Origin of the sequence: Aeromonas sp. sif2433, assembly GCF_019218705.1 — a bacterium.
GTDB classification, from domain to species: Bacteria; Pseudomonadota; Gammaproteobacteria; order Enterobacterales; family Aeromonadaceae; genus Aeromonas; species Aeromonas encheleia.
Genome location: NZ_JAHUXD010000008.1, coordinates 27,722 through 53,650 on the forward strand (window position 1 = coordinate 27,722; position 25,929 = coordinate 53,650).

The 25,929-nt window shown below is 60.1% G+C and carries 23 protein-coding genes and 5 tRNA genes; 9 read left to right on the forward strand and 19 right to left on the reverse strand.

Going from position 1 to position 25,929, the window contains the following annotated elements; genetic code table 11:
* Nucleotides 1-188 precede the first annotated feature (188 nt).
* From KW825_RS13470 to KW825_RS13490, 5 genes are all read left to right on the forward strand, one after another.
* Nucleotides 189-265: transfer RNA gene (locus KW825_RS13470), tRNA-Met, on the forward strand.
* 13 nt (nt 266-278) lie between these two features.
* Nucleotides 279-353, forward strand: a tRNA-Gln gene (locus KW825_RS13475).
* A gap of 152 nt (nt 354-505) precedes the next feature.
* Nucleotides 506-580 (forward strand) — tRNA-Gln (locus tag KW825_RS13480).
* A 35-nt stretch (nt 581-615) separates the two neighbouring features.
* Nucleotides 616-692, forward strand: a tRNA-Met gene (locus KW825_RS13485).
* A gap of 8 nt (nt 693-700) precedes the next feature.
* A tRNA-Leu gene (locus KW825_RS13490) sits at nt 701-784 on the forward strand.
* Nucleotides 785-968: 184 nt separating this feature from the next.
* Here the strand turns inward: KW825_RS13490 and KW825_RS13495 are convergent.
* Nucleotides 969-2,801 (reverse strand): SLC13 family permease, encoded by a 1,833-nt coding sequence (locus KW825_RS13495; protein WP_218329497.1) that lies wholly within the window; start codon nt 2,799-2,801, stop codon nt 969-971.
* Nucleotides 2,802-3,099: 298 nt separating this feature from the next.
* Here KW825_RS13495 and yqfB point away from each other — a divergent pair, with 298 nt between their 5' ends.
* The 4 genes from yqfB (at nt 3,100) to KW825_RS13515 (ending at nt 5,597) form a co-directional block, all read left to right on the forward strand.
* The gene (gene yqfB / locus KW825_RS13500; protein WP_218329498.1) at nt 3,100-3,438 is read left to right on the forward strand and encodes a N(4)-acetylcytidine aminohydrolase; all 339 of its coding nucleotides are present in this window, start codon (nt 3,100-3,102) and stop codon (nt 3,436-3,438) included.
* A 90-nt stretch (nt 3,439-3,528) separates the two neighbouring features.
* Nucleotides 3,529-4,449, forward strand: a complete 921-nt coding sequence (locus KW825_RS13505; RefSeq protein WP_218329499.1) for an alpha/beta hydrolase — start codon at nt 3,529-3,531, stop codon at nt 4,447-4,449.
* 61 nt (nt 4,450-4,510) lie between these two features.
* Nucleotides 4,511-4,861, forward strand: a complete 351-nt coding sequence (locus KW825_RS13510; protein WP_218329500.1) for a DUF1622 domain-containing protein — start codon at nt 4,511-4,513, stop codon at nt 4,859-4,861.
* Nucleotides 4,862-5,000: 139 nt separating this feature from the next.
* Complete coding sequence (locus KW825_RS13515) at nt 5,001-5,597, forward strand: HAD family phosphatase (protein WP_218329501.1); 597 nt, start codon at nt 5,001-5,003, stop codon at nt 5,595-5,597.
* A gap of 185 nt (nt 5,598-5,782) precedes the next feature.
* Here the strand turns inward: KW825_RS13515 and KW825_RS13520 are convergent, their stop codons facing one another.
* From KW825_RS13520 to KW825_RS13605, 18 genes are all read right to left on the reverse strand, one after another.
* Nucleotides 5,783-6,487, reverse strand: a complete 705-nt coding sequence (locus KW825_RS13520; RefSeq protein ID WP_218329502.1) for an oligogalacturonate-specific porin KdgM family protein — start codon at nt 6,485-6,487, stop codon at nt 5,783-5,785.
* Nucleotides 6,488-6,599: 112 nt separating this feature from the next.
* Complete coding sequence (locus tag KW825_RS13525) at nt 6,600-7,910, reverse strand: lyase family protein (RefSeq protein WP_218329503.1); 1,311 nt, start codon at nt 7,908-7,910, stop codon at nt 6,600-6,602.
* A 12-nt stretch (nt 7,911-7,922) separates the two neighbouring features.
* Nucleotides 7,923-9,329, reverse strand: coding sequence for a C4-dicarboxylate transporter DcuC (gene dcuC, locus KW825_RS13530; RefSeq protein WP_340689281.1), 1,407 nt, complete (start codon nt 9,327-9,329; stop codon nt 7,923-7,925).
* 52 nt (nt 9,330-9,381) lie between these two features.
* Entirely contained in the window at nt 9,382-10,260 is an 879-nt protein-coding gene (locus tag KW825_RS13535) for an AraC family transcriptional regulator (RefSeq protein ID WP_218329505.1), read from the reverse strand.
* 526 nt (nt 10,261-10,786) lie between these two features.
* Complete coding sequence (locus tag KW825_RS13540; RefSeq protein WP_218329506.1) at nt 10,787-11,584, reverse strand: DUF1338 domain-containing protein; 798 nt, start codon at nt 11,582-11,584, stop codon at nt 10,787-10,789.
* 60 nt (nt 11,585-11,644) lie between these two features.
* Nucleotides 11,645-13,114, reverse strand: a complete 1,470-nt coding sequence (gene astD / locus KW825_RS13545; protein WP_218329596.1) for a succinylglutamate-semialdehyde dehydrogenase — start codon at nt 13,112-13,114, stop codon at nt 11,645-11,647.
* A 64-nt stretch (nt 13,115-13,178) separates the two neighbouring features.
* Nucleotides 13,179-14,198, reverse strand: a complete 1,020-nt coding sequence (gene astA / locus KW825_RS13550) for an arginine N-succinyltransferase (RefSeq protein ID WP_042652685.1) — start codon at nt 14,196-14,198, stop codon at nt 13,179-13,181.
* Between the two features lie 74 nt (nt 14,199-14,272).
* Nucleotides 14,273-15,490: an aspartate aminotransferase family protein gene (locus tag KW825_RS13555; RefSeq protein ID WP_042652686.1), complete on the reverse strand. Its 1,218-nt coding sequence runs from the start codon at nt 15,488-15,490 to the stop codon at nt 14,273-14,275.
* Nucleotides 15,491-15,768: 278 nt separating this feature from the next.
* Nucleotides 15,769-16,350: an aminodeoxychorismate synthase component II gene (locus KW825_RS13560; RefSeq protein WP_218329507.1), complete on the reverse strand. Its 582-nt coding sequence runs from the start codon at nt 16,348-16,350 to the stop codon at nt 15,769-15,771.
* A 24-nt stretch (nt 16,351-16,374) separates the two neighbouring features.
* Nucleotides 16,375-16,590, reverse strand: coding sequence for a hypothetical protein (locus KW825_RS13565; RefSeq protein WP_042652688.1), 216 nt, complete (start codon nt 16,588-16,590; stop codon nt 16,375-16,377).
* A gap of 122 nt (nt 16,591-16,712) precedes the next feature.
* Nucleotides 16,713-17,717, reverse strand: coding sequence for a tryptophan--tRNA ligase (gene trpS / locus KW825_RS13570; protein WP_042652689.1), 1,005 nt, complete (start codon nt 17,715-17,717; stop codon nt 16,713-16,715).
* Nucleotides 17,718-17,734: 17 nt separating this feature from the next.
* The gene (locus KW825_RS13575; protein ID WP_042652690.1) at nt 17,735-18,403 is read right to left on the reverse strand and encodes a phosphoglycolate phosphatase; all 669 of its coding nucleotides are present in this window, start codon (nt 18,401-18,403) and stop codon (nt 17,735-17,737) included.
* Complete coding sequence (gene rpe, locus KW825_RS13580) at nt 18,390-19,064, reverse strand: ribulose-phosphate 3-epimerase (RefSeq protein ID WP_218329508.1); 675 nt, start codon at nt 19,062-19,064, stop codon at nt 18,390-18,392. The genes KW825_RS13575 and rpe overlap by 14 nt, the downstream gene beginning before the upstream one ends.
* 350 nt (nt 19,065-19,414) lie before the next feature.
* Nucleotides 19,415-20,287 (reverse strand): Dam family site-specific DNA-(adenine-N6)-methyltransferase, encoded by an 873-nt coding sequence (locus tag KW825_RS13585; protein ID WP_042652692.1) that lies wholly within the window; start codon nt 20,285-20,287, stop codon nt 19,415-19,417.
* 70 nt (nt 20,288-20,357) lie between these two features.
* On the reverse strand, nt 20,358-21,911 hold the full coding sequence (locus tag KW825_RS13590) for an AAA family ATPase (RefSeq protein WP_218329509.1): 1,554 nt from the start codon (nt 21,909-21,911) through the stop codon (nt 20,358-20,360).
* Nucleotides 21,901-22,983, reverse strand: a complete 1,083-nt coding sequence (aroB, locus tag KW825_RS13595; RefSeq protein WP_218329510.1) for a 3-dehydroquinate synthase — start codon at nt 22,981-22,983, stop codon at nt 21,901-21,903. The genes KW825_RS13590 and aroB overlap by 11 nt, the downstream gene beginning before the upstream one ends.
* A 16-nt stretch (nt 22,984-22,999) precedes the next feature.
* Nucleotides 23,000-23,518 (reverse strand): shikimate kinase AroK, encoded by a 519-nt coding sequence (aroK, locus tag KW825_RS13600; protein WP_042652695.1) that lies wholly within the window; start codon nt 23,516-23,518, stop codon nt 23,000-23,002.
* A gap of 191 nt (nt 23,519-23,709) precedes the next feature.
* Complete coding sequence (locus tag KW825_RS13605; protein WP_218329511.1) at nt 23,710-25,929, reverse strand: type IV pilus secretin PilQ; 2,220 nt, start codon at nt 25,927-25,929, stop codon at nt 23,710-23,712.

A 25,929-nucleotide genomic window follows, 5' to 3' on the forward strand; every position in this document is an offset into this window, starting at 1 on the left:
TTGCAGATCTGCTGGCAAATGTCGTAAAAAAAACCAGATTGTTGGGCTTTTGCACGACAGCGTCCAATAACTCGCCAAACGCACCCAAATTCGGTTTTTCTGGCAAAAAAAGGGTTGACGCCCCAGAGCCAGATACGCATAATTCCGGCCGCACAGTGACGAGGCAACGACTCACTGGAAGCAAGGTTGGCTATGTAGCTCAGTTGGTTAGAGCATCGCACTCATAATGCGAGGGTCACAGGTTCGAATCCCGTCATAGCCACCATATATTGTTCAGTTGGGGTATCGCCAAGCGGTAAGGCAGCGGGTTTTGATCTCGCCATCCCTAGGTTCGAATCCTAGTACCCCAGCCATTATTTTTGGTTATCGATGTTCATATGTCGGTAGCAAGCTGAGGAAAGCATTGAGAGATTTTGATCTCGTCAATGTGCCTAGGTACAAATCCTAGTACCCCAGCCATTTTTGAACGTTCTTTGCCAGCACTCGTGTTGTTGAAGGGCACTGTTGGGGTATCGCCAAGCGGTAAGGCAGCGGGTTTTGATCTCGCCATCCCTAGGTTCGAATCCTAGTACCCCAGCCATTTTTACTTGTACACGACTCTGTCGCATACAAGACGGCTATGTAGCTCAGTTGGTTAGAGCATCGCACTCATAATGCGAGGGTCACAGGTTCGAATCCCGTCATAGCCACCATTAATATTGCGGAAGTGGCGAAATTGGTAGACGCACCAGATTTAGGTTCTGGCGCCCTAGGCGTGAGAGTTCGAGTCTCTCCTTCCGCACCATTAATAGCAGTACCAAACAGACCAGCTCAGGCTGGTTTTTTTGTGCCCGCGATTTACCCTTTCTCCTCTCTTGCCCGCCTTCTCTCCCTGCTCACCATCTTGTCTGATCCGGACATCATCCCGCCAGCCCAGGATGGCTGGCCACAAAAAAGCGGCCCCCAGGCCGCTTGTCTCTTCTCCCCGCTCAGAACGGGAAGAACCAGGGAATGGCGATGACGCTCACCACCATCACCAGCAGGGTGAAGGGCACCCCTATTCGCACGAAGTCCACGAACCTGTAGTTGCCGGGGCCCAGCACCAGGGTGTTGACCGGTGACGAGACCGGCGTCATGAAGGCCGCCGAGGCGGCGATGGCGATGGTCATGGCGAAGGGATAGGGCGAGATCCCCATCTGGTGGGCCGTGCCAAGCGCGATGGGCGCCATCAGCACCGCGGTGGCGGTGTTGGAGATGAAGAGCCCGATCACCGCACAGAGCACGAACAGGCTGGCCAGCATCACCCTAGGGCCCATGTCCCCCACCGCGGCCATCAGGCCACCGACGATGAGATCCACCCCGCCGGTCTTCTGCAGCGCCAGGGCGAAGGGTAGCATGCCGACGATCAGGATCAGGGTCGGCCAGTGGATGGACTTGTAGGCGCTCTCCATGTCGATGCAGCGGAACTTGCCCATCAGCAGGCAAGCGATGAGCGCCGCTATGACGTTGGGCACGGGATCCGTCACCATCAGCGCTATCATGACGCCGAGGCAGATCAGGGCGTGAATGGCCTGGCTGCGGGCCGGCGCCATCTCGTCCACCTCCGCCGGCAGGCCGAGCAGCAGGAAGTCGCGGCTGCGGGTCTGCAGCTGGCGAATGAGGCTCCAGTTACCCACCACCAGCAGGCAGTCCCCCATCTGCAGCGGATCGTCCACCAGCTTGCCGGTCAGCGCCTCGCCGTGGCGGCGGATCCCCACCACGCTCAGGCCATAGTGAGAACGAAACGCCACCTCGCGGATGCTCTTGCCGAGCAGACGGGATTCCGGAATGAGGGAGACCTCGGCCATACCCACCTCCCGCGCCTGATCGGAGAAATACTCCCCGCGCAGTATCATGGGCTCGAGCCTGGCCTCGGCACAGAACTCGCGCACGTCCACCTCGGGATCGGACATGTCGATCAGCAGCACGTCCTTGGCCTGGAACTCGGTGATCCCGGAGACGGTCACCATCACCCGCCGGAACTTGCGCCAGCGCTCCACCCCGATGACGTTGGCGCCGTAGCGGGCGCGCAGCTGCAGCTCGTCCAGGGTCTGGCCGATCAGCGGAGAGTCGGGCCGGATCGCCAGCCGACGGGCCCGACCGGCCAGCCGGTAATCACGGATGAGGTCGCGCATGGTGCTGCGCCCCGCAGGCTTGCCTTTGCCCTCCTCCCCCTCGCGCACCAGCGAGTTGCGCATCAGCAACATGTAGAGGACGCCCATCCCCAGGACGATCACCCCCATGGGGGTGAAACCGAAGAAGCCGAACCCCTGGATGCCGTGGCGCATCAGCTCGCTGTTGACCACCATGTTCGGTGGGGTCGCCACCAGCGTCATCATGCCGCTGATGAGGCCGGCAAAGCCGAGCGGCATCATCAGCCGCCCGGCCGGGATCCCCATCCGGTTCGCCACGCTCAGCACCACGGGGATAAAGATGGCCACCACCCCTGTGCTGCTCATCACGGCCCCCAGGGTCGCCACCGCCACCATCAGCAGCACCAGCATCCGGGTCTCGCTGCTGCCCGCCACCTTGACCAGCGCATCTCCCACCTGGTAGGCGATGCCGGTACGCACCAGCCCCTCCCCCACCACGAACAGGGCGGCGATCAGGATGACGTTGGGATCGCTGAAGCCCGCCAGCGCCTCCGGCAAGGTCAGGATGCCGCTCAGCACAAACAGTATGACGATCGACAAGGCCACCACGTCCATGCGGACCTTGTTGGTCATAAACAGATAGATGGCGCCCACCAACATGCAGAGGACCCAGATCAACTCGGAATTCACACTCGCTCCTTTCGTTCGTCGCCCCCAGGCTACGGGGTGCAACCCTCTCCATCAGACCACAGCTTACCCCTCCCCATTTTGTTACATGTCAATAAAGAGGGGCCCCATCATCGCACATCCGAGTTCAGATGAGGCCAGCAAAATGGCAGCGACGCAGAGAGCCCCTCCCTTGCCTGCCGCCCAACGCCATCAGGACAAAAGTGCTGCAAGTGAGCCCGGTCCCTCCTAGAATGGGCCCACGCGCCGACCTTGCCGGCCTGCGAGCCTATCTCGACTTTTCACCCGCAGCGGAGACCCCATGCCTGTGCCACCCCAAATCCAGCCCTATCCCGAGTTCACCTTCTTCAGCCGCTTTGTGGAGGACATCCAGGCGGGCCGCAAGACCATCACCATCCGCGACGAGAGCGAAGCCGACTGGCAGCCAGGCCAGCGACTGGCGCTCTTCACCAACCCGGAGCTGCAGCCCTTCGGCACCATAGAGGTGCTGTCGGTGGCCCCCGTCGCCTTCGATGCCCTAAGCGACGAGCACGCCCGCCAGGAGAACATGACGCTCCCCGAACTTAAAGACGTGATCCGGGATATCTACCCCGCCCTGCCGCCACTCTATGTGATCGAATTCAAACTGATCAAAGCCTGAGTCTGTGAGCCATCTCACGCCCGCCCTATTGCCATTGGAGCCCAGAGGCGAATAATCACTGTTTTTATATACAGTTATTATGGAGTGTCCATGGAAGTCTCTCTGGAGCCGGCCATCGCCGAGATGGTGGCCGGCTTTATCGCCGCCGGTCGTCCCAACGCCAGCGCACTGAGTTGGCAGGCCCGCCGCGAGGGCTATCTTGCCTCGGCCGTGCTGGGAGGGGCGCAGGAGGAGGTCGGCCAGATAGAGGAGTGGCAAGAGTCCCACTATGCCGTACGGCTCTATCGACCGACACCGGGGGCGCAGGCTTCCTATCCCGCCCTCATCTACTTTCATGGCGGCTGCTTCGTCAGCGGGGATTTCGAGACCCATGACCGCCAGCTGCGGATGCTGTGCAACCGCGCCAATGCCCTGATCTTCGCGGTGCACACCCGCCTCGCCCCCGAACATGTCTACCCGGCGGCCCACGACGACGCCCTGGCGGCGACCCTCGCCATCATGGTGCGGTTGAAAGAGTGGCAAGTCGACCCGCGGCGGTTGGCGCTGGCCGGTGACAGCGCCGGCGGCCATCTCGCGCTGGTCACCGCCCTGAGGCTCAAGGCCATGGGCGCCCCCCTCCCCGCCGCCCTGCTGCTCATCTACCCCATGCTGGATGCCAGGGGCGAGAGCCAGAGTTATCGCGACTGTGGCGAGGATTACCTCATCACTGCCGACATGTTGCAAAGCGGCTATCGCGCCTACCTGGGCGCGCTGCCGGTCGATCACCCCGAGGCCAGCCCGCTCCATCACCCGGCGCTCGCCGGCCTGCCCGCGACCCATATACTGACGGCCGAGTGCGACCCCCTGCGTGACGAGGGAGAGGCCCTGTATGGCAAACTGCTGCAAGCCGGTGTTGCCGCCACTTGTCAGCGACAGCTCGGGGTGATCCACGGTTTCTTCCAGCTGGCGGGCATAAGCCCTGCGGCCCGTCATGCCATCGCGCAGGTCGCCATGCAGCTCAAGAGGCTCTGAGTTGGATCCGACCCCCATGCCGTGTTAAAAGTGTCTCTTTTGAATCAGGGAGGTGACCCGAGTGTTTGAGATAGCGAGCCTGAAAGAGGCCATGATGCACGGGGTCGAGCTGTTCCAGCTGCTGCTGGAGATCATCTCCATCGCCTGCGTGGTGATTGGCCTTGGCAAGACCCTCTGGCTGGCGGCGCGGGTGCGGGATCACGAACCCGGTTTTCCCCGCATCCGGCTCTGCTTCGGCAGCTGGCTCATTCTGGCGCTGGAGTTTCAGCTCGCCGCCGACATCCTGGCCACCACGGTGGCGCCGAGCCAGGAGGAGCTGATCCGGCTCGCCATCATCGCGGTGATCCGCACCTTCCTGAACTACTTCCTCGGCAAGGAGCTGGAGGCTCAGACCGAGCGCCAGCGCCCCTGAGCCGCCACGCCGTCATCGGGGGCCTAGACCCCCGGCCGCAGGCCGGGCTCACTCCCCTCAGTCCGGACCGGTGCTTTCCCCTGCGGCATAACGCCGGCGGATCTGGTAGTGTGGCCCTTTAGCCCGAGAGGAGGCCCCCATGGCCGAGCAGTCCCGTTTTGAGCAATACGACGCCCTGATCTTCGATATGGATGGCACCCTGGTGGACTCCATGCCCCTACATCTGGATGCGTGGGCGCTGACCAGTGCCGAGTTCGGCCTGCCGTTCGATCGGGTGCAGCTCAATGAATATGGCGGCATTCCCACCCGCAAGATCGTCGCCATCCTGGCCGAGCAGCACGGGCTGAGCATCGACATCGAGGCCTTCGCCCGCCGCAAGATAGCGCTCTACATGGAGCAGATCGACAAGGCCGGCGTCTTCCCCCAGATGTGGGAGCTGGTCAGGCAGCACCACGGCAAGGTCCCCATGGGCATAGGCACCGGCTCACCGCGCAATCAGGCCGAGCGTATCTTGCGAAGTACCGGTCTCGATGCCTATATCTCGGTGCTGGTGAGCGCCGACGACGTGACCAACCACAAGCCCCATCCCGACACCTTCCTGCGAGTGGCCGAACGGCTCGGCGCCAATCCGGCCAACTGCCTGGTGTTCGAAGATACCCGGATCGGCATCCAGGCGGGCAAGGCCGCCGGCATGGCGACTGTACTCGCCACCGAAGGCGAACTGCTGCTGGTGTAAACAGGAGATAGCGCGATGGGGCTCGCGAAGAGGCAAGCAGCCCCATGCCGGCCGCCTATGTCGTCATGATATGAAGTCTGGTGGAGACCAGTGGAGGGGGAAATAAATGAACCGGCTTTCCGTGCCCGACCTCCCTATGAGGTCTGCGGCAACAGAAAGCCGGTGACTCAAACCTTCAGCCTGGCTTAGAAGTTGTATTTGATGCCGAGGCGGTAACGCATTTCCATCTCGTCGTTGTCGTGCTCGCTGTTATAACGCGGCACATAGCCAATTTCCGTGTAGGGCACCCACTGCTTGTTGATGGGCACGGCGACGACGACGTTATACAGCCAATTGCTGTGATCGCCCTTGTAGTCCTCGTAATTGGTGAACTTGTATTCGTAGTCCCCGGTGATGGTGAAGCCCTCCCCCTTATAACCGAGCTCCCAGTTGAGCTGGTTGTAATTCTTGTCGGCGGTGGTCGGCTTCTCATCCTTCTGGATACCACCACGCCAGCGCAGGGTGGTGAACCAGTTGTCGGTGATGGTGTAGAACGACTTCACCTGAACGCGATAGCCGATATAGGAATCCCCCACATCCAGGTTGATGGCCGGCGCCAGCGCCAGCTTGTCGGTGACCTGAAACTTCTTGCCCACTTCCCACTCGCTGCCGCTGCCGCTCCAGTTGCCGTTACCGTCCTTGAAGCCGTCCGCCTGTACGTCTGAGCCCTCCGCCATCTTGCCCTCGACGCTGAAGAACAGGCCATCCTCCGTGGCATGGGATAGCTTGAGGCGATTGGCCTGGGTCTCGCTATCGGCCTTGTATTCGTGGCGATAATCCAGGGTCAGGGCCTGTGCGCCCGCGGAGGCCAATGTCAGTGCGACCACACTCAGTTTTACAGCAAGTTTCATTATTTACTCCAACTGTTCTGCGTAAAAAATGTATATGGATGCCCCTCCTGCCGGAAATGTCAGGAAGAAGGGGGAATATAAAATCGGTTATTTAATTAGCGGGAAATGGCTATCAGTAATATTCCAGTCCGACATAGGATCGCGGGGCTATCGCCTTTTCAAATTCGTCGACGGGCAGGAATGCATGCAACTCAGGCTGGCGAATATAAGCTTCGCTGAAAGAGATGGCCTCTTTCTTGGCCCGCATGATGATGTCATATACGGCCTCATGGGCCTTCGCCTTTCCCAATCCTTTTTTCGACAGCGCCATCATCACATTCTCGGCGCTGATCATGCCCTGGGTAATATCGAGGTTGCGCTGCATGGCCGCACGGTCAATAAAGAGATCCTGCAACAGCGCCTCCGTCTTCAGCATGATTTCATGGGTGAGCAGATTCGCCTCCCGCAGTGAGTTGTCGATGATCAGGTTGCTGCAGCCATCGGCTTCGAAGGGGCGAACGGCCATGTTCAGCATGGTGCTGGGCAGGTTGAACAGGATGCGCGCGTTGCCGATGATACCGTAGCAGAGGGCCGGGTTGATCTTCTGAGGCATGGTGCTGCTCCCTATCTGGCCCTCGGAGAAGCCCTCGCTCATCTCCGAGTACTCCTCGGACGAGCTGATGTAGACCTCCTCGGCAATCTTGGCGCAGCTCTGGGCAATCAGGGTCAAGTTGTTGACGTACTGGCACATATGCACCCGGATCGAGCGGCTCGGGATCTTCATCTCCCCCATCTCCAGCAGCTCGGCAATCCGCGCCTGCATGCCGGGCCCCACCTCTGGCAGGGTGTGGAAGCCCCCCACGGCGCCCCCCATCATGACCTGGAAGATGCCTGGCGCCGAGCTGGTCAGGATATCCTTGCACCTCAACAGCTCGTCTTCCCACACGGCGAACTTGGTATTCAGCAGTATGGGCAGCGCATGCCGGGAATGGGTCCTCGCCGCGATGACAACATCTTTATTCCGCCGTTTCAGCTCACCTATATTGACCACCATCTTGTCGATGAGGGCAATAAACTCCTGATTGAACTGTTTGCAGAGATACAGCTCGGCCGTCTGCTGAATATTCTGGGTGGTGATGCCGTAGTGAATATATTTGGCGGCTTCATCACCCACTATGCGCCCCAATTCATTGAGAACCGGCACCAGCGGATGCTTGGTCTTGATATAGCCCTGGATGATATTGTCCCGGTCGAGCAGCCCTATATCACAGTGCTGAATGATCACCTCCCCCGCTGCCTTTGGGATGATGCCGAGCTCAATCTGTACCTTCGCCAGAATGGCCTCTATGTCCAGCCAAGTCTGATAAATATGAGTGTCTTCGTAGATATTCTCAAACCCGTTGCGGTTCAGGGTATAGCTCGTCGGATCGTAGCATGTGGTCATTTTATGGCACCATTAAGAGAAAATAAGCTGGGTGTAGAACAGGGTGGAGAAGATACCGACGATGCAGGGGATCAACGCCCGCTTCAGCACCTCGAACGGGCTGACATTGGCCGCCACCGCCACCGCAATCACCACGGCCGCGACGGGGGACAGGGAGCGGCCAAAACCGGCGGCGTGTTGCATGGGCACCAGCATGAGCACCGATTTCACACCGGCCGCGGCCGACAGCTCGGAACCCAGGTTGGAGAAGCTGACGAAGGCGGCACTGCCTGACCCGGTCAACATGGCGGTAAAGGCGATGATCAGCATGCCGAACAGGGTGATCAGCAGATAGTGGACATCACCCGCCAGGATCATCGACTTCATCGCGTTGACGGCACCGATGGCATCCAGCCCCAGCGTGAACATGGTGGCGGCCACGATCAGGACGACCACTGTGCTGAACGCCCCTGCCATGCCTTTGAAGAACTCGAAGGAGTGATCGAGCGCCAGTTGCAGACTCTTCACCCTGAAGGCATCGATCACCACGATCATGATCAAGGAGGCAAACATGGCGATGGGCGCGTTGATCTTGACGCTGGCGATGCCAATGTCGGAGAAGATGAGCAGCAGCGCCAGGGGGAGGAAGGGCAGCATGGCATAGAGTCTGGAGTAAGGAGCGCCCTGCCGAACGTCCTGCTCACCGGCGACCTTGATCTCGGTCTGTGAACGCTTGTGGCCATCACGCTTGTCAAACCACTTCTGCACGAAGAAATGGGTGACCGCCACCGTCAGGGTGACCGGTATGGCCACCAGGATCTCGGTGCTGGCAAAGTATTCGGTGATCGACATGTCCAGCAGCTCGGCCGCGACGTTGGAGTTGCCAGAGCCCGGGCCCAGATCGAGAGAACCGCAGGTGCCGATCACCACGGCGGCCGAGAGCGGGCTGACCCCGGCTTGCAGCAGGATCGGGTAGAAAGAGATGAGCAGCAACATGGCCAGCCCGGCCGGGCTCGGGATCACCAGGTTCAGGGTCTGCCCTATGATGAACGCCAGGGCCAGGATGAGATAAGGCTTGTTGATGAGCTGCAGTGGCTTGGCACAGGCCTTGACCAGACTGTCGGCGGCACCAATCTTGCTCATGTAGGAGGCGAATCCGGCCGAGGTCATGGCGATCATGCCGATGGTCGCGGTGCGCTCCGACATGATGGCGCTGAAGGCCCCGAACAGGTCGAAGAAGGTGGATCCCGTCGAACTGAATTTATATTGTGCCCCCATAAAGTCGGCGATGCCGCCCTGGGTGAATACGACGCCCACGGTCAGCATCAGCAGGCCGGAAATCGTCAAGGTGGTATGAGTCTGATAGTTCTTTATGATCATATACATCGTTATAAAAACGATGGGCACAGCCATATAAGCAATCATGGACAGCTCTCTCATTTAACAGAATAAATCATGGTGAAGGCAGCAATCACAACCCAACCGACAGGATTTAATTAATGCCTTGTTTGTATTGCCTTGGAGATAGATTGAAATAACGCTTAAATTGATTCGAAAATTCGTATTGCGATGAATAGCCCAGTTCGTTGGAGATCTCGGATATCCGCAGATTGGTCGTTCTCAGCAGGGTGCAGGCTTTATCCAACCGACACCTGACGATATATTTCATCAGCGACAGTCCGGTCTGCTCCTTGAACTCCTTGCGAAATACCTCATAGTTCAGCCCCAGCTCATCACAATACAGTTTTAAATCTATGCGCTGATGACAGAGTTCATCCAGTGCCAGCTTGACCTGATTGACCATGTTGTTTTCATGGTGCTCAGGATGATTCATCGAGCCATTAAAGAGGGCGCCGAGCAGCTCGATGAATTTGATATACACCCTGGGCATATCCAGCTCGCTGGCGTTCTTCACAAACTCCATGAAACCGGAGAAGTGATCGATGGCCTCCAGCGGGCTGGCCGTTTGAAAGACTACGGCGCCGTGCTCAGGGATCAGGAATGAAGCCAGGTGTTCATACAGAGCCCGGTCGCAATCCAGATAGACTTCTTTCCAGGCGGGCAGGCTCTCGCAATGGCTGGAATGGCGCTGGCCGGGTCTGCGCAAGAATACGCTGCCCTTGCCAAGAGAATATTGCTGGCCTTGCTCATCGATATAAGTTCCCCTGCCATCCAGCACCAGTACCAATGAAAAATAAGGGAAGCTGACATTGGCAAGCACCTTCGATTTTCCGTTCCGGTTTATATATCCACAGCCAATCCAGCTATCGCTCGTTCCCAGCGTCTTGGAATAGTTGACCGAAGGCACAGACTGGTTTCCAACAGGCTCTATAAATGGCACCAGGATCTGATATTTGTGTTGGTTTTCCATATATTGACTCTAGAGTGTTATTTCGTGAGTCCGATTCACTTCATAAACAGCTGAATTACATCGACTGCATATCAGTATGCTTTACATACTATGTCGCCCAAAACTACAATAACATGTCAATTCTGGATTTAAAGATATGTTTATTGGGATGGGTCAAGGGCTGGATCACATATTTGATAAACCCTTTATAAAGCGGACCTGAACTACTCTGTATAATCATCGGCTGATCCAAGCCGATATATTCCATTCACAAGGCCGCAAACTCATTAGTGTCTTCCGTATTATTTCAAGGAGATAGAATAAGCCGCCCGCCCATGAATCGTATCCGCTGGAGACCAATTAGATACATCTGACAACGGATATTCCACGCCATGACGCGAAATAACCCCCTGTGCCGGCCTCTGAGCCCATGAGCGCGCAGGCGCGTGAATGGCGCCATCCGAACAGCTGGGGCAGAGACGATGCCGACTGACGCCGGCACCATAAAAAAACGCCCCATGCGGGGCGTTTTTTGCGTTCGGAGTCATCACATGGCGTTGGTAGACTCGAAGATCTTGTCCGCCGAGGCTTCGACGAAGCCAGGATAGAGCACGCCATCGGCCTGGGGGTAGCGCCGGGCGAACTCGTAGAAGCAGCTCGGAATGGTGCGCACGCCGTCGCTGAAGGGCACGTCCGCCTTGTCGGCCATGGTGGAGGATTGCTCCAGCATCACCTCTGGGTCCCCCTTCACCTCACCACCCACGGTATTGAGCACGAAGCCCGCCGCCTTGAGGGCCCCGTTGACCTGCTCTATGGTGTCGAAGTCAGCGAGGCGGTTGATGTTGACCGTGAAGTGGTTGGCGCGATAGCCCCAGGCCGCCATCCAGGCCGCATACTCGCTCTCCGCCAGCAGGGTCTGGTAGTCGGCCCAGGAGACCTGCCAGGGGGCGCCCGTGTAGAGGAATGCCGGGGTGTCGGTCAGATGATCGGGCACCTGATCTGCCAGCTTGTGGATGATGGCCTGGGCCGCCGGGGAGAGTTCCTCCACCTTCAGCTCGCTGATGAACACCTTGGGAGCGTCCGGATCCTGGTGCTCGAAGTGCTTGGCGTAGAGCTTCTTGGCCTTGAAGACGTACTCGCCCTTCTCCTCGTAGCCCAGGGCACGGAAGTGGGCAACCAGTTTCTCCAGCCCCAGCTTGGGCAGGTTGTAGGTACGAAACGCCACATGATCGTTGATGATGGGCGCGCCGCCCCCCAGCAGTTGATGGACCTTGTGGGCACTCGGGGTGACTTGAATGTAGTTATCCCACAGATGACCAAACAGGGTGTCGATATCCTTTTGCATCTCTCTTTCCTTTGATTGCGGGTACAGACAAGGGCACCCTGGGATGCCCTTTCATGGTTGTTAGAACGTCAGGCCGGGGGACAGCTGATCCGGCATGGCCGCCTTGCTGTCTTCCACCGAGGCAACTGGATAGGCGCAGTAGTCGGCGGCGTAGTAGGCGCTCGCTCTGTGGTTGCCGGAGGCACCTATGCCGCCGAACGGCGCGGCACTGGAGGCGCCGGTGATGGGCTTGTTCCAGTTGACTATGCCGGCGCGGATGCGCTTGAAGAAGTGCTGCCAGTCCGCCTCATTGTCACCGAGCAGGCCGGCCGACAGGCCGAAGCTGGTGGCATTGCCCTGATCGATGGCGGCGTCAAAGTCGTCATAACGGATGAGTTGCAGCAGCGGGCCGAAGTACTCTTCGTCCGGCAGTGCCGCCACGGCAGTCACGTCTATGATGCCGGGGGAGACGAAACCGGTGCCCGCCTCCAGATGCTTGAGCGCCAGCAGGCTCTCGCCCCCCAGCCGCTGCAGGCTGGCCTGCGCCTCCACCATGCCCAGCGCCGCCCGCTCGCTGATCATGGCGCCCATAAAGGGCTGATCGGCGGCATCATAGAGACCGACCTTGATCTGGCCAACCACCTCGACCAGCCGCTTGACCAGGGCATCCCCCTTGGCACCGCGCTCCACGAACAGGCGGCGCGAGCAGGTGCAACGCTGACCCGAGGTGATGAAGGCTGACTGGACAATGGCGTGGACGGCGCCGTCCACATCGCTCACGTCTTTGACGATCAGCGGGTTGTTGCCGCCCATCTCCAGCGCCAGGATCTTGCCGGGCTGACCGGCAAACTGCTGGTGCAGGAAGTGGCCGGTGCGGGACGAGCCGGTGAAGAACAGGCCGTCGATGTCCGGGTTGCCGGCCAGCGCCTTGCCGGTCTCCACCTCGCCCTGCACCAGGTTCAGCACGCCCTTGGGCAGCCCCGCCTCCTGCCACAGCTTGAGCATGGCCTCGGCGACCATGGGGGTCAGCTCGGAGGGCTTGAACACCACCGTATTGCCGGCAATCAACGCCGGCACTATGTGGCCGTTGGGCAGATGGCCCGGGAAGTTGTAGGGGCCGAACACCGCGACCACGCCGTGGGGCTTGTGGCGCACAAACGCCTTGGCGCCCGGCATGGGGTTCTCGACCGTGCCGGTGCGCTCATCATGGGCGCGGATGGAGATGGCGATCTTGCCCTGCATGGCCGCCACCTCGGTGCGGGTCTCCCACAGCGGCTTGCCGGTCTCGCGGGCTATGGTCAGCGCCAGCGCCTCCTTGTGCTCACCGAGCAAGTCGGCGTATCGGCGCACTATCGCGAGGCGTTCTTCGAGGCTCAAGTCGGACCAATGGTAGAAGGCGCTGCGGGCGGCCTTGACGGCGGCATCCACCTGAGCGGCGCTGGCCGCCAGGCCTTGCCAGACAACCTGGTTCTTGGCCGGATCCTTTGACTCGAATGCCTTGCCTTCACCGGCAAGCCAGTGCCCATCGATTAGTTGCACTAAAGACATAATCCATTCACTCCCTGTGGTGCGCAGGCCGCCGTGGCCACCTGCGTCAGATGCTGTGGTATTCCAATCATTCCAGGTCGACGACCCGGACCATGTCGCCATTCGCCACCTTGATGGCGGCCGCCATCTTGGGCGGGATGATGGCTTCGTGTTTGTCCAGATCGACCCGGATGTTGCCGTAGCAGGCACGATACTGTTCGAAACGGGCATTGCAGATGAGATAGGTGTGACCGCCGATGGGCTCGCCCACCAGCACCCGCAGCTTCTGGCTGCGGCGCACGCTGCGGATGTGTTTCACATCGCACTCGACGGTGGGACCGGCGTCGAAAATGTCGACGTAGCCACGATTCACGAAGCCTTCGTCCTGCAGCATCTTGATGGCCGGGCGGGTCTTCTCGTGGGTCTGGCCGATGACGGCCCGCGCCTCGTTGCTGAGCAGGTTGACGTAGATCGGGTACTTGGGCATCAGCTCGGCGATGAAGCGCTTCTTGCCGATGCCGGTGAGATAGTCGACGGTGGGAAAGTCCATCGAGAAGAAATGCGTCTGCAGCCACTCGTAGAAGGGGCTGTGACCGTCGCCATCGGAGACGCCACGCATCTCGGCAAACACGGTCTGGTCGAACAGCTCTGGGTGCTCGGCCATGAACAGGAAACGGTGCTTGGATAGCAGTCGGCCGTTGAGCCCCTCGCGGGCACATTCGCGCAGAAACAGGGTGCACAGCTCGGAGTTGCCGGTGTAGTCGTTGGACAGCGTGAGCGTCTCGACCACGTTGTAGATGCCGAGCTTGGGGGAAGAGTGCACCACCTTGCCGATGTGATAGTTGTAGAAGGGCTGGGACAGGCCGACGGCCGCGTCGATGGCACAGGTGCCGACCATCTCGCCGGTCTCCAGATCTTCGGCCACGAAGAAGTAGAGGCAGTCTCCCTTGCCCGCAGGCTTGTCCAGGAAGGTCTGGGTCGAGGCATCGATCTTGCGTTGCAGCAGCTCATCGTTGACCGGCAATGAAGTCATGCCGGTACCGGATTCGATGGCACAGGTCTTGAGGCCGGCGAAGTCGCGCTGCTCGATAGGACGGATAACCAACATAATGACAACTCCCTTTCATTGACGACAGGTGGGGTCCCGGCTCCTGCCGGGAGGGCTCCCCACCTCAACTTGGATCAGGCGTTAACCACCTGAGCGACCGCTTTCTCGAACCGGGCCAGACCTTCCTTGATGTCCGCTTCCGGGATAACCAGCGAAGGTGCGAAACGCACCACGTTAGTGCCCGCTACCAGCGCCATCAGCCCCTGATCGATAGAAGCCAGCAGGAAGTCGCGGGAGCGCCCCTTGAAGTCATCGTTCAGCACGGCGCCGAGCAGCAGACCCTGGCCACGCACTTCGCTGAAGCAGTGGTACTTGGCATTGATGGCTTCGATGCCGGCACGGAACAGGGCTTCGCGCTGTTTGACACCCGCCAGCACCGCCGGGGTGTTGACCACGTCGATCACCGCCTCGGCCACGGCGCACGCCAGCGGGTTGCCGCCATAGGTGGAACCGTGAGTACCCACTTTCAGGTGAGCCGCGATCTCGGTAGTGGTCAGCATGGCGCCGATGGGGAAGCCGCCGCCAAGCGCCTTGGCGCTGGTGAGGATGTCCGGCGTGACGCCCAGACCCATGTAGGCAAACAGCTCGCCGGTACGACCGACCCCGGATTGTACCTCGTCATAGACCAGCAGGGCGTTGTGCTTGTCGCACAGCTCGCGCACTCCTTTGGCAAATTCGTCGGTGGGACGAATGATGCCACCCTCACCCTGCAGCGGCTCCATCACCACGGCACAGGTATTGTCGGAGATGACCGAGGCCAGCTCGGCCAGATCGTTGTAGGTGACATGGGTGATGTCGGCAGGCTTGGGACCGAAGCCGTCCGAGTAGGCAGCCTGGCCGCCGACGCTGACGGTGAAGAAGGTGCGGCCGTGGAAACCCTGATGGAAGGCGATGATCTGGGTCTTGTGGGCACCGAACTTCTCGATGGCATAGCGACGGGCCAGCTTGAGGGCCGCCTCGTTGGCTTCGGCACCGGAGTTGCAGAAATAGACCTTGTCGGCGAAGGTGGCGGCGACCAGCTTCTTGGCCAGACGCAGGGCCGGCTCGTTGGTCATCACGTTGGAGAGGTGCCACAGCTTCTCGCCCTGGGTTTTCAGGGCTTCGACCAGCTTGGGATGGCAATGGCCCAGGCCATTGACGGCGATCCCGCCCGCGAAGTCGACATACTCACGGCCTTCCTGATCCCAGACACGTGACCCTTCACCACGCACCGGGATGATCTTGGCGGGCGCATAGTTGGGAACCATCACTTCATCAAACACTTCACGTGTCACTGCCAACAACTCTGACATATTGCTCTCCTTCGATCTGGCGACAGAATAATCCACCGCTCAAAAGTTAAATCCATGTAAACACATCGGCATTGTCACAGAAAAAAAGCTAAAAGTCTGCAACAAGCCGAGTTACAGGGAACAATGTTCGATTGCCTGTGAGATTTTAGGCAACCGCATTGCATAACGGCTCAGGGGGTGTTGGCAAGAGATAATTTGGGCAGGGGGAGAGGTGAATAAAGTGTCAGGGAAAATATTTTTGGCCTCATTCCGATTCTGGGATGAGCATCACGATTTTCTCAGGAACCGGCCAGAAAGTTGGCCAGCAATTGGTGGCCCTGCTCGCTCAAAATACTCTCCGGATGGAACTGAACCCCCTCCAGTGGCAGGTGTTTATGGCGCAACCCCATGATCTCGTCGACGCTGCCGTCGGCGTGCTCGCTCCAGGCGGTGACCTCGAGACAGTCGGGCAGGCTCTCGCGCTCCACCACCAGCGAATGGTAGCGGGTGACCCGCAGCGGATCCTTCAATCCTTTGAACACGCCCTCTCCCCTATGGCGAATGAGCGAGGTCTTGCCGTGCATCACCTGGCGAGCGCGCACCACCCTGGCGCCGAAGGCCTGGGCGAGGGACTGATGGCCGAGGCAGACGCCAAGGATGGGGAGCTGGCCCGCGAAGCGGCTGATGGCCGCCAGCGAGATACCGGCCTCATTGGGGGTGCAGGGACCGGGGGAGATCACCAGATAACGGGGGGCGAGCCGGGCGATGGCATCCAGGCTCAGCTCGTCGTTGCGCTTCACCACCACCTCCTGCCCCAGGGCGCCAAAATATTGCACCAGGTTCCAGGTAAAGGAGTCGTAGTTATCGATCAACAACAGCATGGGGCAACAACCGGGGACAGGGGATTAACGATCCAGATAGCGCCCTTGCTCCAGCTCGCGCTCGCGCTGGCATTCGGCCAGGTAGATGGCGGCCGCGACGGCAGGGATCTTGTGGTGCTTGTCGATGGCATTGGAGACCATCAGCTGCAGGGTGTTGAGGTTCTTGGCCTTGCGAAACTTGCGCAGCCAGTGGCCCTTGTCATCCAGTACTTCACTCACGATATTTGGTTCGACGGACATGCTTGCTCTTGGGGCAGAAACCCGCGTTTGAAATTGGAAGATGAATTCACGAATAAGGGGTCGGTAAAACAAAGAAAGCCAGGCGAATACCCAGCTCTCTTCTACTACACCTTCCCAGTATGTCAGGCTCGAGGAACGAAGCCGACTACATCATATACGCTGACCAGTGTTTTTTCAGCCCTTTCCCGCGCCTTTTGAGCGCCGGCGGCCAAAATAGCCTGCAGATGAGTCTCATCCTGACGCAGCTCGCGGAAGCGTGCCTGGATGGGTTCCAGCAGGGCGACCACGGCATCGGCGGTCTCGCTCTTGAGGTGACCGTACATCTTGCCTTCGAAGTGCTGCTCGAGCTCCGGGATGGAGCGGCCGGTCACGCCGGACATCAGGGTCAGCAGGTTGGAGACCCCGGGCTTGTTCTCCGGATCGAAGCGCACCACCGCCGGCTCGTCGGAGTCGGTCATCGCCCGCTTGATCTTCTTGACGATCTGCTTGGGATCTTCCAGCAGGCCGATGAAGTTCGCCTCGTTGTCGTCGGACTTGGACATCTTCTTGGTCGGATCCTGCAGGCTCATCACCCGGGCGCCGTCGGTCGGGATGAAGGGCTCCGGCAGGGTGAACACCTCGCCGTACAGGTTGTTGAAGCGGGTGCAGACGTCGCGGGTCAGCTCCAGATGCTGCTTCTGATCGTTACCGACCGGCACCTGATTGGCCTGATAGAGCAGGATATCGGCCGCCATCAGCACCGGATAACCGAACAGACCGACGTTGACGTTGTTCTCGAAACGGGCGGACTTGTCCTTGAACTGGGTCATGCGCGACAGCTCGCCCATCTGGGTGTAGCAGTTCAGGATCCAGCCGAGCTCGGCGTGCTGCGGCACATGAGACTGAATGAAGACGGTGCTCTTGGCCGGATCTATGCCCACCGCCAGATAGAGGGCGGCGGCGTCCAGGCACGCCTTGCGCAGGGCGGCAGGCTCCTGGCGGGTGGTGATGGCGTGCAGATCGACGATGCAATAGAGGCAGTCGAAGTCATCCTGCATGTTGACCCACTGACGCAGGGCGCCCATGTAGTTGCCGATGGTCAGCTGGCCCGAGGGTTGGGCCCCGCTCAATACGATAGGTTTAGCCATGAGTGTTCTGATCCTTGTTATTCAACCAGCAGGGCATCGAGCTGGGCAAACTGCTCGCATACCCAGTCCGGGCGGGAATCTGCGATGGGGCGGCCATAGTTGTAGCCGTAGGTGAGCCCCACTACCTTCATGCTGGCGGCCTGGGCGGCCAGCACGTCATTTTCGGAGTCGCCCACCATCAGGGTGCGCGACGGGCTGATGCCCAGCTCCTGGCAGGCGTGCAGCAACGGCGCCGGGCTCGGCTTCTTCTGGGCCACACAGTTGCCCCCCAGCCAGAGCGCAAAGCAATCGCTGATGCCGAGGGCATCCAGGATGGGCTGCACGAAGTGGCTCGGCTTGTTGGTCACCACGGCCTGGCGGTAACCGAGCCGCTGCAGGCGGCGCAGACTCTGGGCGACCCCGTCGTACATGGCCAGCCCTTCCAGCAGGCAGGCCTGGTAGTGTTGATCGAACAGGGGGCGCGCCCTAGCGAACAGCTCGGGGGCCGCGCGGTAATCCAGCGCGCGCTGGATCAACTTGTCGGCACCATTGCCGACCCAGGTACGCACCACGGCCTCATCGGCCTCGGCCAGCCCCAGCTCGCCGAGCGTACGGTTGACCGCCAGCGCCAGCTGGGGGGCGCTGTCGATCAGGGTGCCGTCCAGATCGAACAGCACCAGATCAAAATCACGCTCAGCGCTTGACATGGGCAAGCTCCGTGCGCATCTGGTCGATGACGGCCCTGTAATCTGGCTTGCCGAAGATGGCGGAGCCGGCCACGAACATGTCGGCACCGGCCTCGGCGATTTCGCGGATATTATCCACCTTCACCCCGCCATCGATCTCGAGGCGAATGTCACGGCCGCTCTCGTCGATCAGGCGACGCACCTGGCGTAGCTTGTCGAGGGTGCCGGGGATGAAGCTCTGGCCACCGAAGCCCGGGTTGACCGACATCAGCAGGATCACATCCAGCTTGTCCATCACGTACTCGAGGCAGGTGAGCGGCGTGGCAGGATTCAGCACCAGGCCGGCCTGACAGCCCTGCTCCTTGATGAGCCCCAGGGTGCGATCGACGTGATCGGACGCTTCCGGGTGGAAGGTGATCAGGTTGGCGCCCGCCTTGGCGAAGTCGGGGACGATGCGATCCACCGGCTTGACCATCAGGTGCACATCGATGAGCGCCTCGATGCCGTAGTCGCGCAGGGCCTGACAGACCATGGGACCTATGGTCAGGTTGGGGACATAGTGGTTGTCCATCACATCGAAATGCACCACATCGGCACCGGCGGCCAGTACCTTGGCGACATCCTCACCCAGACGGGCGAAGTCGGCGGAGAGGATCGAGGGGGCAATCAGAAAGTCTTTCATCAGCGTCATCCATTGGCAGCGTGGCAGAAAAAGCGGCGCAATTTTACCGCAAATATCCGATGAAAACGACCCGAACGGGGGGAGGAAGCGCAAGCCACCGGCTTTAGCACCCATATCCACCGAAAACAACCCGAACACGGGGAGGAAGCGCAAGCCATCGGCTTTAGCGCCCATATCCACCGAAAACAGTCCGAACAGGGGGCAGAAAAAGTGGACCGCCAGCGTTACCGCCAATATCCGATGAAAACGACTCAAGCGCGGGGGGGAAACCGCAGAGGCCAGCGGCTAGCCACCAAAAACGCTCTCCTGGCCCGAAAACGCTGGCGGCACCCGAAGGTGCTGCCAGAGGATCAACCCAGAGGAACCAGCTCGGCATCGCTCGGGTAGTGGCCCTGCTCGGGGGCTATGCCGGGCGGGTAGAGCGCCAGCAGCTCGGCCACCTTGTTGCGACCACTGCCATTGCGGCTGATGGTGCGCTTGACCAGGATCTCGTCCAGCCGGGCGCCGCGATAGAGCTCGCGGGTCAGCTCGATATCGTGATTGCTGATGAGCACCGGCACCCCCTTGTGGGCGGCGGTGTGGCGCGCCAACCGGGCCAGCAGGGCCTGATCGTCCAGGGTGAAGCCGCCAGCCGAGTAGCTGGTGAAGCTCGCCGTGGTGGAGAGCGGCGCATAGGGGGGATCGCAGTAGATCACCCAGTCTTCCTCCGCCCTGGCCATGGCATCGGCATAACTTTCGCAGATGAAGGTGGCCTTTTGCGCCTTCTCGGCGAAGGCCCACAGCTCCTTCTCCGGGAAGTAGGGTTTCTTGTAGGAACCGAACGGCACGTTGAAGCCGCCCTTCTTGTTGTAACGGCAGAGGCCGTTGAAACCATGGCGGTTCAGGAACAGGAACAGCTGGGCCCGCTCAAAGCCGGCCTCGGTCTGGTTGAACTGGGTGCGCAGCCGGTAGTAGGCGGTCTTGTGGTTGTATTCGGCCACGAACAGCTTGCGCGCCTCGCGGATGAAGTTGTCCGGCTTCTGCTTGAGATGGTTGTAGAGACCGATCAGATCCGGATTGATATCGTTGAGCACATAGGCATCGTAATCGGTGTTGAGAAACACTGAGCCAGCCCCGACGAAGGGCTCCAGCAACACACGCCCGGCCGGCAAGCGCTCGGCTATCTCTTCGACCAGGGAATATTTTCCCCCGGCCCATTTTAAAAACGCGCGTGTTTTTTTCATGGAAATCCGGTGTTAAGAAGGCATTGCCCAAAAAGGGGGGACGATTCTACCCCCTTCCCGGGCCGAATGGCTATTGCTTCAACTCTTTTTGTATCTGGGCAAACGACTTGGGCCAGGGTTGTCCCTTGAGCAAGGCAGGAGTGAGCTTGCGGATCGCCGCCTTGGCCTGGGTGCTGCTGGCATAATCCCCCTGTACCACCACGTACCAGGGGCTGCCACGGAAGCGGGTCTTGTAGACCCAGACCTTGCCAGCCAGCCCATGCTCGGCCACAAAGGCATCGACCGCCTGGGTGTTGCTCGCCCCCATCAGCTGGATGCTGTAGTGATTCTTGGCCTTCTGGTTCAGGGTCGCGGCCGGCGTCAGCGCCACCTTGGGGGCCGGCGCCGCCACGGGGGCCGCGGTCACGGCAGGCTTGGACGCCGCCTGAGCCGCCGCAGATCCACTCTGGCTCTTGGCCGAAGTGGTGGGCTGGCTGGCTTGCGCCACCAGTCCCTGGGTCGAGACAGCCTGGGAGCCGGCGCCTGTCAGCTCGTCCACGACCGCCGTGGGCAGGGCACCGCTGACATTGGGCTGCTTCATCAACTGTTCGACCACCTCGTCGGAGATGACGACCCGGCGCCCCTCGTAATTGGTCGACTCGGTCGTGACCGTCTCGCTCTCGACCTTCTTGGGCAGCGGCTTGGCCTCGGGTTGCCAGTCTCGCGCCACCTGATTACCGCTGGTGGTCTGGGCGGCGCTGGTGCCACCGACGCTGAGCGGATCCTTGGCGACGGGATCGGGCAGGGCCGTCCCTTGGGACGACGCCTGGGAGTCATCCTTGCCCGCCTCATCGAACCCCTTGCCATCAAAAAACGGCAGGTAACTCAGGGCCAGCAAACCGGCGGCGACCAGGGCCAGCACGGTCGCTATCTTCTTGACGGGCAACTCGGCCTGACGCTTCTTGGGCCTTCTGTCGGTCATGATATCCTCCAATGACTGCATGATGGCGGACGGGTGTCCGTTTGCCGCACTCAGCATCTCTTCAACTTTCGACTTGGGCAAGAGGGCCGCCGGGATCTTGAGCTCTTTGGCCTTCTCGTACAAGAAGATGCGTTGCTCCGGTGCGCTCAGGGGCGCGACTTCCAGCTCGAGTGCGGGCATAGCCCGTCCCTTGAGCGCCCCCTTCCGGCTGCGACACCAGGCGTCATTGCCCGAGAGCAGGATCGCCAGCTTGTGGGGATTCTCGAGGGTGTCGTTATGGCGACAGAGCGCCCACAACTCCCCGACCAGCTCGGCAGGCAGCTCGTCGGCGCGCTCGATCAGCAGCAACAGGGTCGAGGACTTGCCCTCGAGCATGCGGAAGAAGCTGTCGGCCAGCGCATCCTGCGGATTGAACAGCGGCCTGGCCACCACCTGCTGCAACAGCAGCTGGCGCACGTCCGTTATCTTCATGGCGGCGCTGCCGATGAGGCTCACCACCCGCACCTGGTCCGGCAACTGGCCCAGCAGAGACTCGCACAGGGTGCCACGGCCGCTGCCGGCCTTACCGGAGAGAAAGATAAAGGGGTGATTGAACTCAATCAGGTGCAGCAGCCGGTCAACCAGCTGCCGCTGGGAAGGGAATTTCAGCAACTTATTGGTCACGACCAGACTCGATCACCGCCATCAATTGGGCATCCGTCACATCGGCCACCACCTGGGCGTGGCCGATCCCGACCGGCAGCACCAGCCGCAGCTTGCCTTCCAGCACCTTCTTGTCACGGCGCATATGGCGAATGAAGGCCGCAAAATCCATCTCGGCCGGCGCCTGCACCGGCAGATCGGCCGCCAGCAGCAGGGCCCGGATCCGCGCGACCTGAGCCGCGCTCAGCTCGCCACGCGCCTCGGCCGTTGCCGCTGCCAGCATCATGCCCGCGGCTACCGCCTCGCCATGCAGCCAGTTGCCGTAGCCTTTCTCGGCTTCGATGGCATGGCCGAAGGTATGACCCAGATTCAGCAGGGCGCGCACGCCGTGCTCGGTCTCATCCTGCCCCACCACGTCGGCCTTGATCTCGCAGCAACGACGGATGGCGTAGGAGAGCGCGCCCGTATCGAGCCGCTGCAGACGCACCATGTTGGCTTCGAGCCAGGAGAAGAATTCGGCATCCCAGATGATGCCGTACTTGATCACTTCGGCCATGCCGGCGGCAAATTCGCGCGCGGGCAGGGTCTTGAGGCAGTCGGTATCGATGACGACATGCTTGGGCTGATAGAAGGCGCCCACCATGTTCTTGCCAAGAGGGTGGTTGACGGCGGTCTTGCCGCCGACGGAGGAGTCAACCTGGGAGAGTAGCGTGGTAGGCACTTGAATGAACGGAATGCCACGTTGATAGCTTGCCGCAGCAAAGCCGACAACGTCACCTATCACGCCGCCCCCCAGGGCGATGAGGGTGGTATCACGACCATGGTTGGTTTCCAGCAGAGCAGACATGATCCGCTCGAAGGTCGCCAAGGTCTTATAGGCCTCGCCATCCGGCAGGATCAGGTGTTCCACCTGAAAACCGGACAACAGCTGAATGAGCTGCTCAAGATACAAGGGAGCCACCACAGTGTTGGTCACTATCATGACCCGCTTGCCCTTGATGGTCTGCGTCAGCACCTCGTGGTGTTGCAACAGACCTGCAGCTATCTCGATCGGATAGCTGCGTTCACCCAGTTCGACCTTCAACCTTTCCATGGACGTCCTCTATTGATTACATGCCAATCAACTTAACAATCTGATTGGCAACAATTTTAGCGCTCTGATCATCCGTCTGGATGACAAAGTCAGCCACTTCTTCATACAGGGCATTGCGCTCTTGCGCCAGACGCTCCAGCACCTCACGCGGGGGCTCTTCGGTTTGCAGCAGGGGACGACGCTTGTCGCGCTGGGTACGTGCCAGCTGCTTCTCAATGGTGGTTTCGAGGTAGACCACGATGCCACGCGCGGAGAGTTTGTTGCGGGTTTCGCGACTGATGATGGCGCCGCCGCCCGTAGCCAGCACGATACCCTGCTGCTCGGCGAGTTCACCTATCACCTTCTCTTCGCGGATCCGGAAACCCTCTTCGCCTTCAACATCGAACACCCAGCCGATATCGGCACCACTGCGGCGCTCAATCTCATGATCTGAGTCGAAAAACTCCATGTGCAGTTGTTCTGCCAGATGTCTACCTATGGTGCTCTTGCCCGCACCCATGGGACCTATCAGGAAAATATTGCGTTTCTCAGCCATGTCTTTTCGTTAGTAATTACAAACTGTATGGCCCCGGTAAACAGTCGACCGGGGTACCTATGAACCTTATCTTGCGATGGATCAGGAGGGGGATTATCTCAATAGAAATCAGGACTGGCAACCGCAGCCCTTACGCCCCAGCCTCATCGGGGCGTAAGGTTATATGTGTTTTACCCTCACATGTAAAGCATTCAGAGGGTATCCGTAACTATCCGCGGGGTCACGAAAATCAGCAGTTCGCGTTTCTTGTTCTCGCTGGTGGTTTTCTTGAACAGGTAGCCAAGGCCGGGAATATCTCCCAGCAACGGCACCTTGGTGACGTCGCTCTTGATGGTCTGCTGATAGATACCCCCCAGCACCAGGGTCTCACCGTTGTTGACCAGCACCTGGGTGGTGATCGACTGGGCATTGATGGAGACGGCATCACCGGTACCGGTCGGCACGGTTTCCCCCTTGGTATCCTGAGTCACGGTCAGATCCAGAATGACTCTGTTGTCAGGGGTGATCTGCGGCGTGACCTTGAGGCTCAACACCGCCTTCTTGAAGGTTACCGAGGTCGCGCCACTGGACGACGACTCCACGTAGGGGATCTCGGTCCCCTGTTCGATCAACGCGGGTTTCTGGTTGGCCGTGGTGACGCGGGGACTCGCGATGATCTCGGCCTTGCTCTCCTTCTCCAGCGCCGACAGCTCGAGGTCCAGCAGAGTGCCATTGGCCAGACGAGCGACCTGGAAGGCCAGGGTGCCGGCCGCGTTGGTGACCGGCAGGTTGACGTTCAGTCGATCTTCGATGCCGGGCCGCACTATGGTCGAGGTACTGGCGTTGTTGCCCGAACCATCATTGCCCTCTATGGTACCCGAGGTGCCATTGCCGTGGCCATCCGTCTTGGTCACCCCCCAGCGCACACCCAGCGCCTCGTCGAAGCCGTCATCTATAGTCACCATGCGCGCCTCGATCACCACCTGCTTGACCGGGATGTCGAGGATATCCAGCATCCGCTTGACGTTGCCGATGACGTCCGCCGTGTCCTTGACCACCAGCACGTTGGTGCGTTCATCCACGCTCACCGCCCCTCTGGGGGAGAGCAGCTTGGTGCTTTCGGAGGAGAGCAGCGCAGCAACCTCCGCCGCCTTGGCATAGTTGATCTGCATGTATTCGGTGTAGAGCGGCGCCAGATCGGCCACCTGGTTGCGACTCTCCAGCTGCTGCTTCTCACGGGCGGCTATCTCGTCCGCCGGGGCCACCAGCAGGATGTTGTTATCCAGCCGTTTATCCAGCCCTCTGACCTTGAGGATGATGTCCAGCGCCTGCTCCCAGGGCACACCGTCGAGGCGCAGGGTGATGTTGCCGGAGACGGAGTCCGTGGTCACCAGGTTGAGATTGTTGAAGTCGGCGATGATCTGCAGCACGGTCCGTACCGGGATATCCTGGAAGTTCAGGGAGATCGGCTTGCCCTGGTACTGCTTAGCGGCTGTGGTGGCGACGCGTTTTTTCACCTCTATGATGAACATCTTGTCGGCCTGATCGTAGCGATAATCAAACTGGCCGTTGACCGAGAGTTCAAACAGGGTGTCGTTACCCTGACGGAAGACCTCCACCTGAGAGACCGGGGTCGCGAAATCCTGCACGTTGATGAGGTTGAGCTGCTCATCGGGAACCCGGGTACCGTGGAACTTGGCCAGCACCTTCTGACCACGGCTGCTGACATCCACCGCCGCCGAGCTGTTGTCCAGAGTCACCAGAAACTCCCCCTGCCCCTCCTTGCCACGGCGGAAGTCCACCCCTTTGACCGAATTGAAATAGGCTCCACTCGTGTTCGCCTGCGAGACGGACAACACCGGCTTGCTGGTTGCAACTGGTACAGCCACCGGCGCCGAGACGGGTTGGGGCTGAGGTTGATACTGGGACTGGTTCTGGGCGATCCTCTGGGTATCAATCAAGGCTGACTGGGTGACAGGCTGGCTCTTGATCAGGGCCGATTGGGTGACAGTGGGCGCGGCAGCCGTCGTGGCCACTGGCTGGCTGGCGTTTTCCCCCAATGACACCAGTAACTTGTTGCCCTGCTGATGGACCTGATAAGGGGTCAGCTGATCGAGCGCGATTTTGATGTCCAGTCCCTCTCCCTTGCCCTCCACCTTGAGGCTGTCCACCCCCTGCTGTTTGATGGGCAAGGGATTGACCGTCAGTGCCCCTACCGCGCCGGGCACATGCAGCAATAGCTGATTGGGTTCATAGGAGAGCCTGTCGGTAAAGCCACTCACCGGCTCGCTGAAGCTCAGTTCCAGCACGAGCTGATCGGCCAACAGTGGATTCACCTTGACCTCTTGCAGCGCCGCCACCGCCCACACCTGATTGCATGCGCCCAGACACAGCAGCGCCACACCGCTCATCCTGCTTATTGTTGTTCTCAT

Coding starts and splice junctions, on each gene's coding strand:
- aroB (WP_218329510.1), bottom strand. CDS start 22,983: ATGGAAAGGTTGAAGGTCGAACTGGGTGAACGCAGCTATCCGATCGAG.
- KW825_RS13540 (WP_218329506.1), bottom strand. CDS start 11,584: ATGCAAAAGGATATCGACACCCTGTTTGGTCATCTGTGGGATAACTAC.
- KW825_RS13555 (WP_042652686.1), bottom strand. CDS start 15,490: ATGTCAGAGTTGTTGGCAGTGACACGTGAAGTGTTTGATGAAGTGATG.
- KW825_RS13565 (WP_042652688.1), bottom strand. CDS start 16,590: ATGTCCGTCGAACCAAATATCGTGAGTGAAGTACTGGATGACAAGGGC.
- KW825_RS13585 (WP_042652692.1), bottom strand. CDS start 20,287: ATGAAAAAAACACGCGCGTTTTTAAAATGGGCCGGGGGAAAATATTCC.
- KW825_RS13535 (WP_218329505.1), bottom strand. CDS start 10,260: ATGGAAAACCAACACAAATATCAGATCCTGGTGCCATTTATAGAGCCT.
- trpS (WP_042652689.1), bottom strand. CDS start 17,717: ATGGCTAAACCTATCGTATTGAGCGGGGCCCAACCCTCGGGCCAGCTG.
- KW825_RS13525 (WP_218329503.1), bottom strand. CDS start 7,910: ATGACCACATGCTACGATCCGACGAGCTATACCCTGAACCGCAACGGG.
- aroK (WP_042652695.1), bottom strand. CDS start 23,518: ATGGCTGAGAAACGCAATATTTTCCTGATAGGTCCCATGGGTGCGGGC.
- KW825_RS13505 (WP_218329499.1), top strand. CDS start 3,529: ATGGAAGTCTCTCTGGAGCCGGCCATCGCCGAGATGGTGGCCGGCTTT.
- KW825_RS13560 (WP_218329507.1), bottom strand. CDS start 16,350: ATGCTGTTGTTGATCGATAACTACGACTCCTTTACCTGGAACCTGGTG.
- dcuC (WP_340689281.1), bottom strand. CDS start 9,329: ATGAGAGAGCTGTCCATGATTGCTTATATGGCTGTGCCCATCGTTTTT.
- astA (WP_042652685.1), bottom strand. CDS start 14,198: ATGTTGGTTATCCGTCCTATCGAGCAGCGCGACTTCGCCGGCCTCAAG.
- rpe (WP_218329508.1), bottom strand. CDS start 19,064: ATGAAAGACTTTCTGATTGCCCCCTCGATCCTCTCCGCCGACTTCGCC.
- KW825_RS13605 (WP_218329511.1), bottom strand. CDS start 25,929: ATGAGAACAACAATAAGCAGGATGAGCGGTGTGGCGCTGCTGTGTCTG.
- yqfB (WP_218329498.1), top strand. CDS start 3,100: ATGCCTGTGCCACCCCAAATCCAGCCCTATCCCGAGTTCACCTTCTTC.
- KW825_RS13575 (WP_042652690.1), bottom strand. CDS start 18,403: ATGTCAAGCGCTGAGCGTGATTTTGATCTGGTGCTGTTCGATCTGGAC.
- KW825_RS13515 (WP_218329501.1), top strand. CDS start 5,001: ATGGCCGAGCAGTCCCGTTTTGAGCAATACGACGCCCTGATCTTCGAT.
- KW825_RS13520 (WP_218329502.1), bottom strand. CDS start 6,487: ATGAAACTTGCTGTAAAACTGAGTGTGGTCGCACTGACATTGGCCTCC.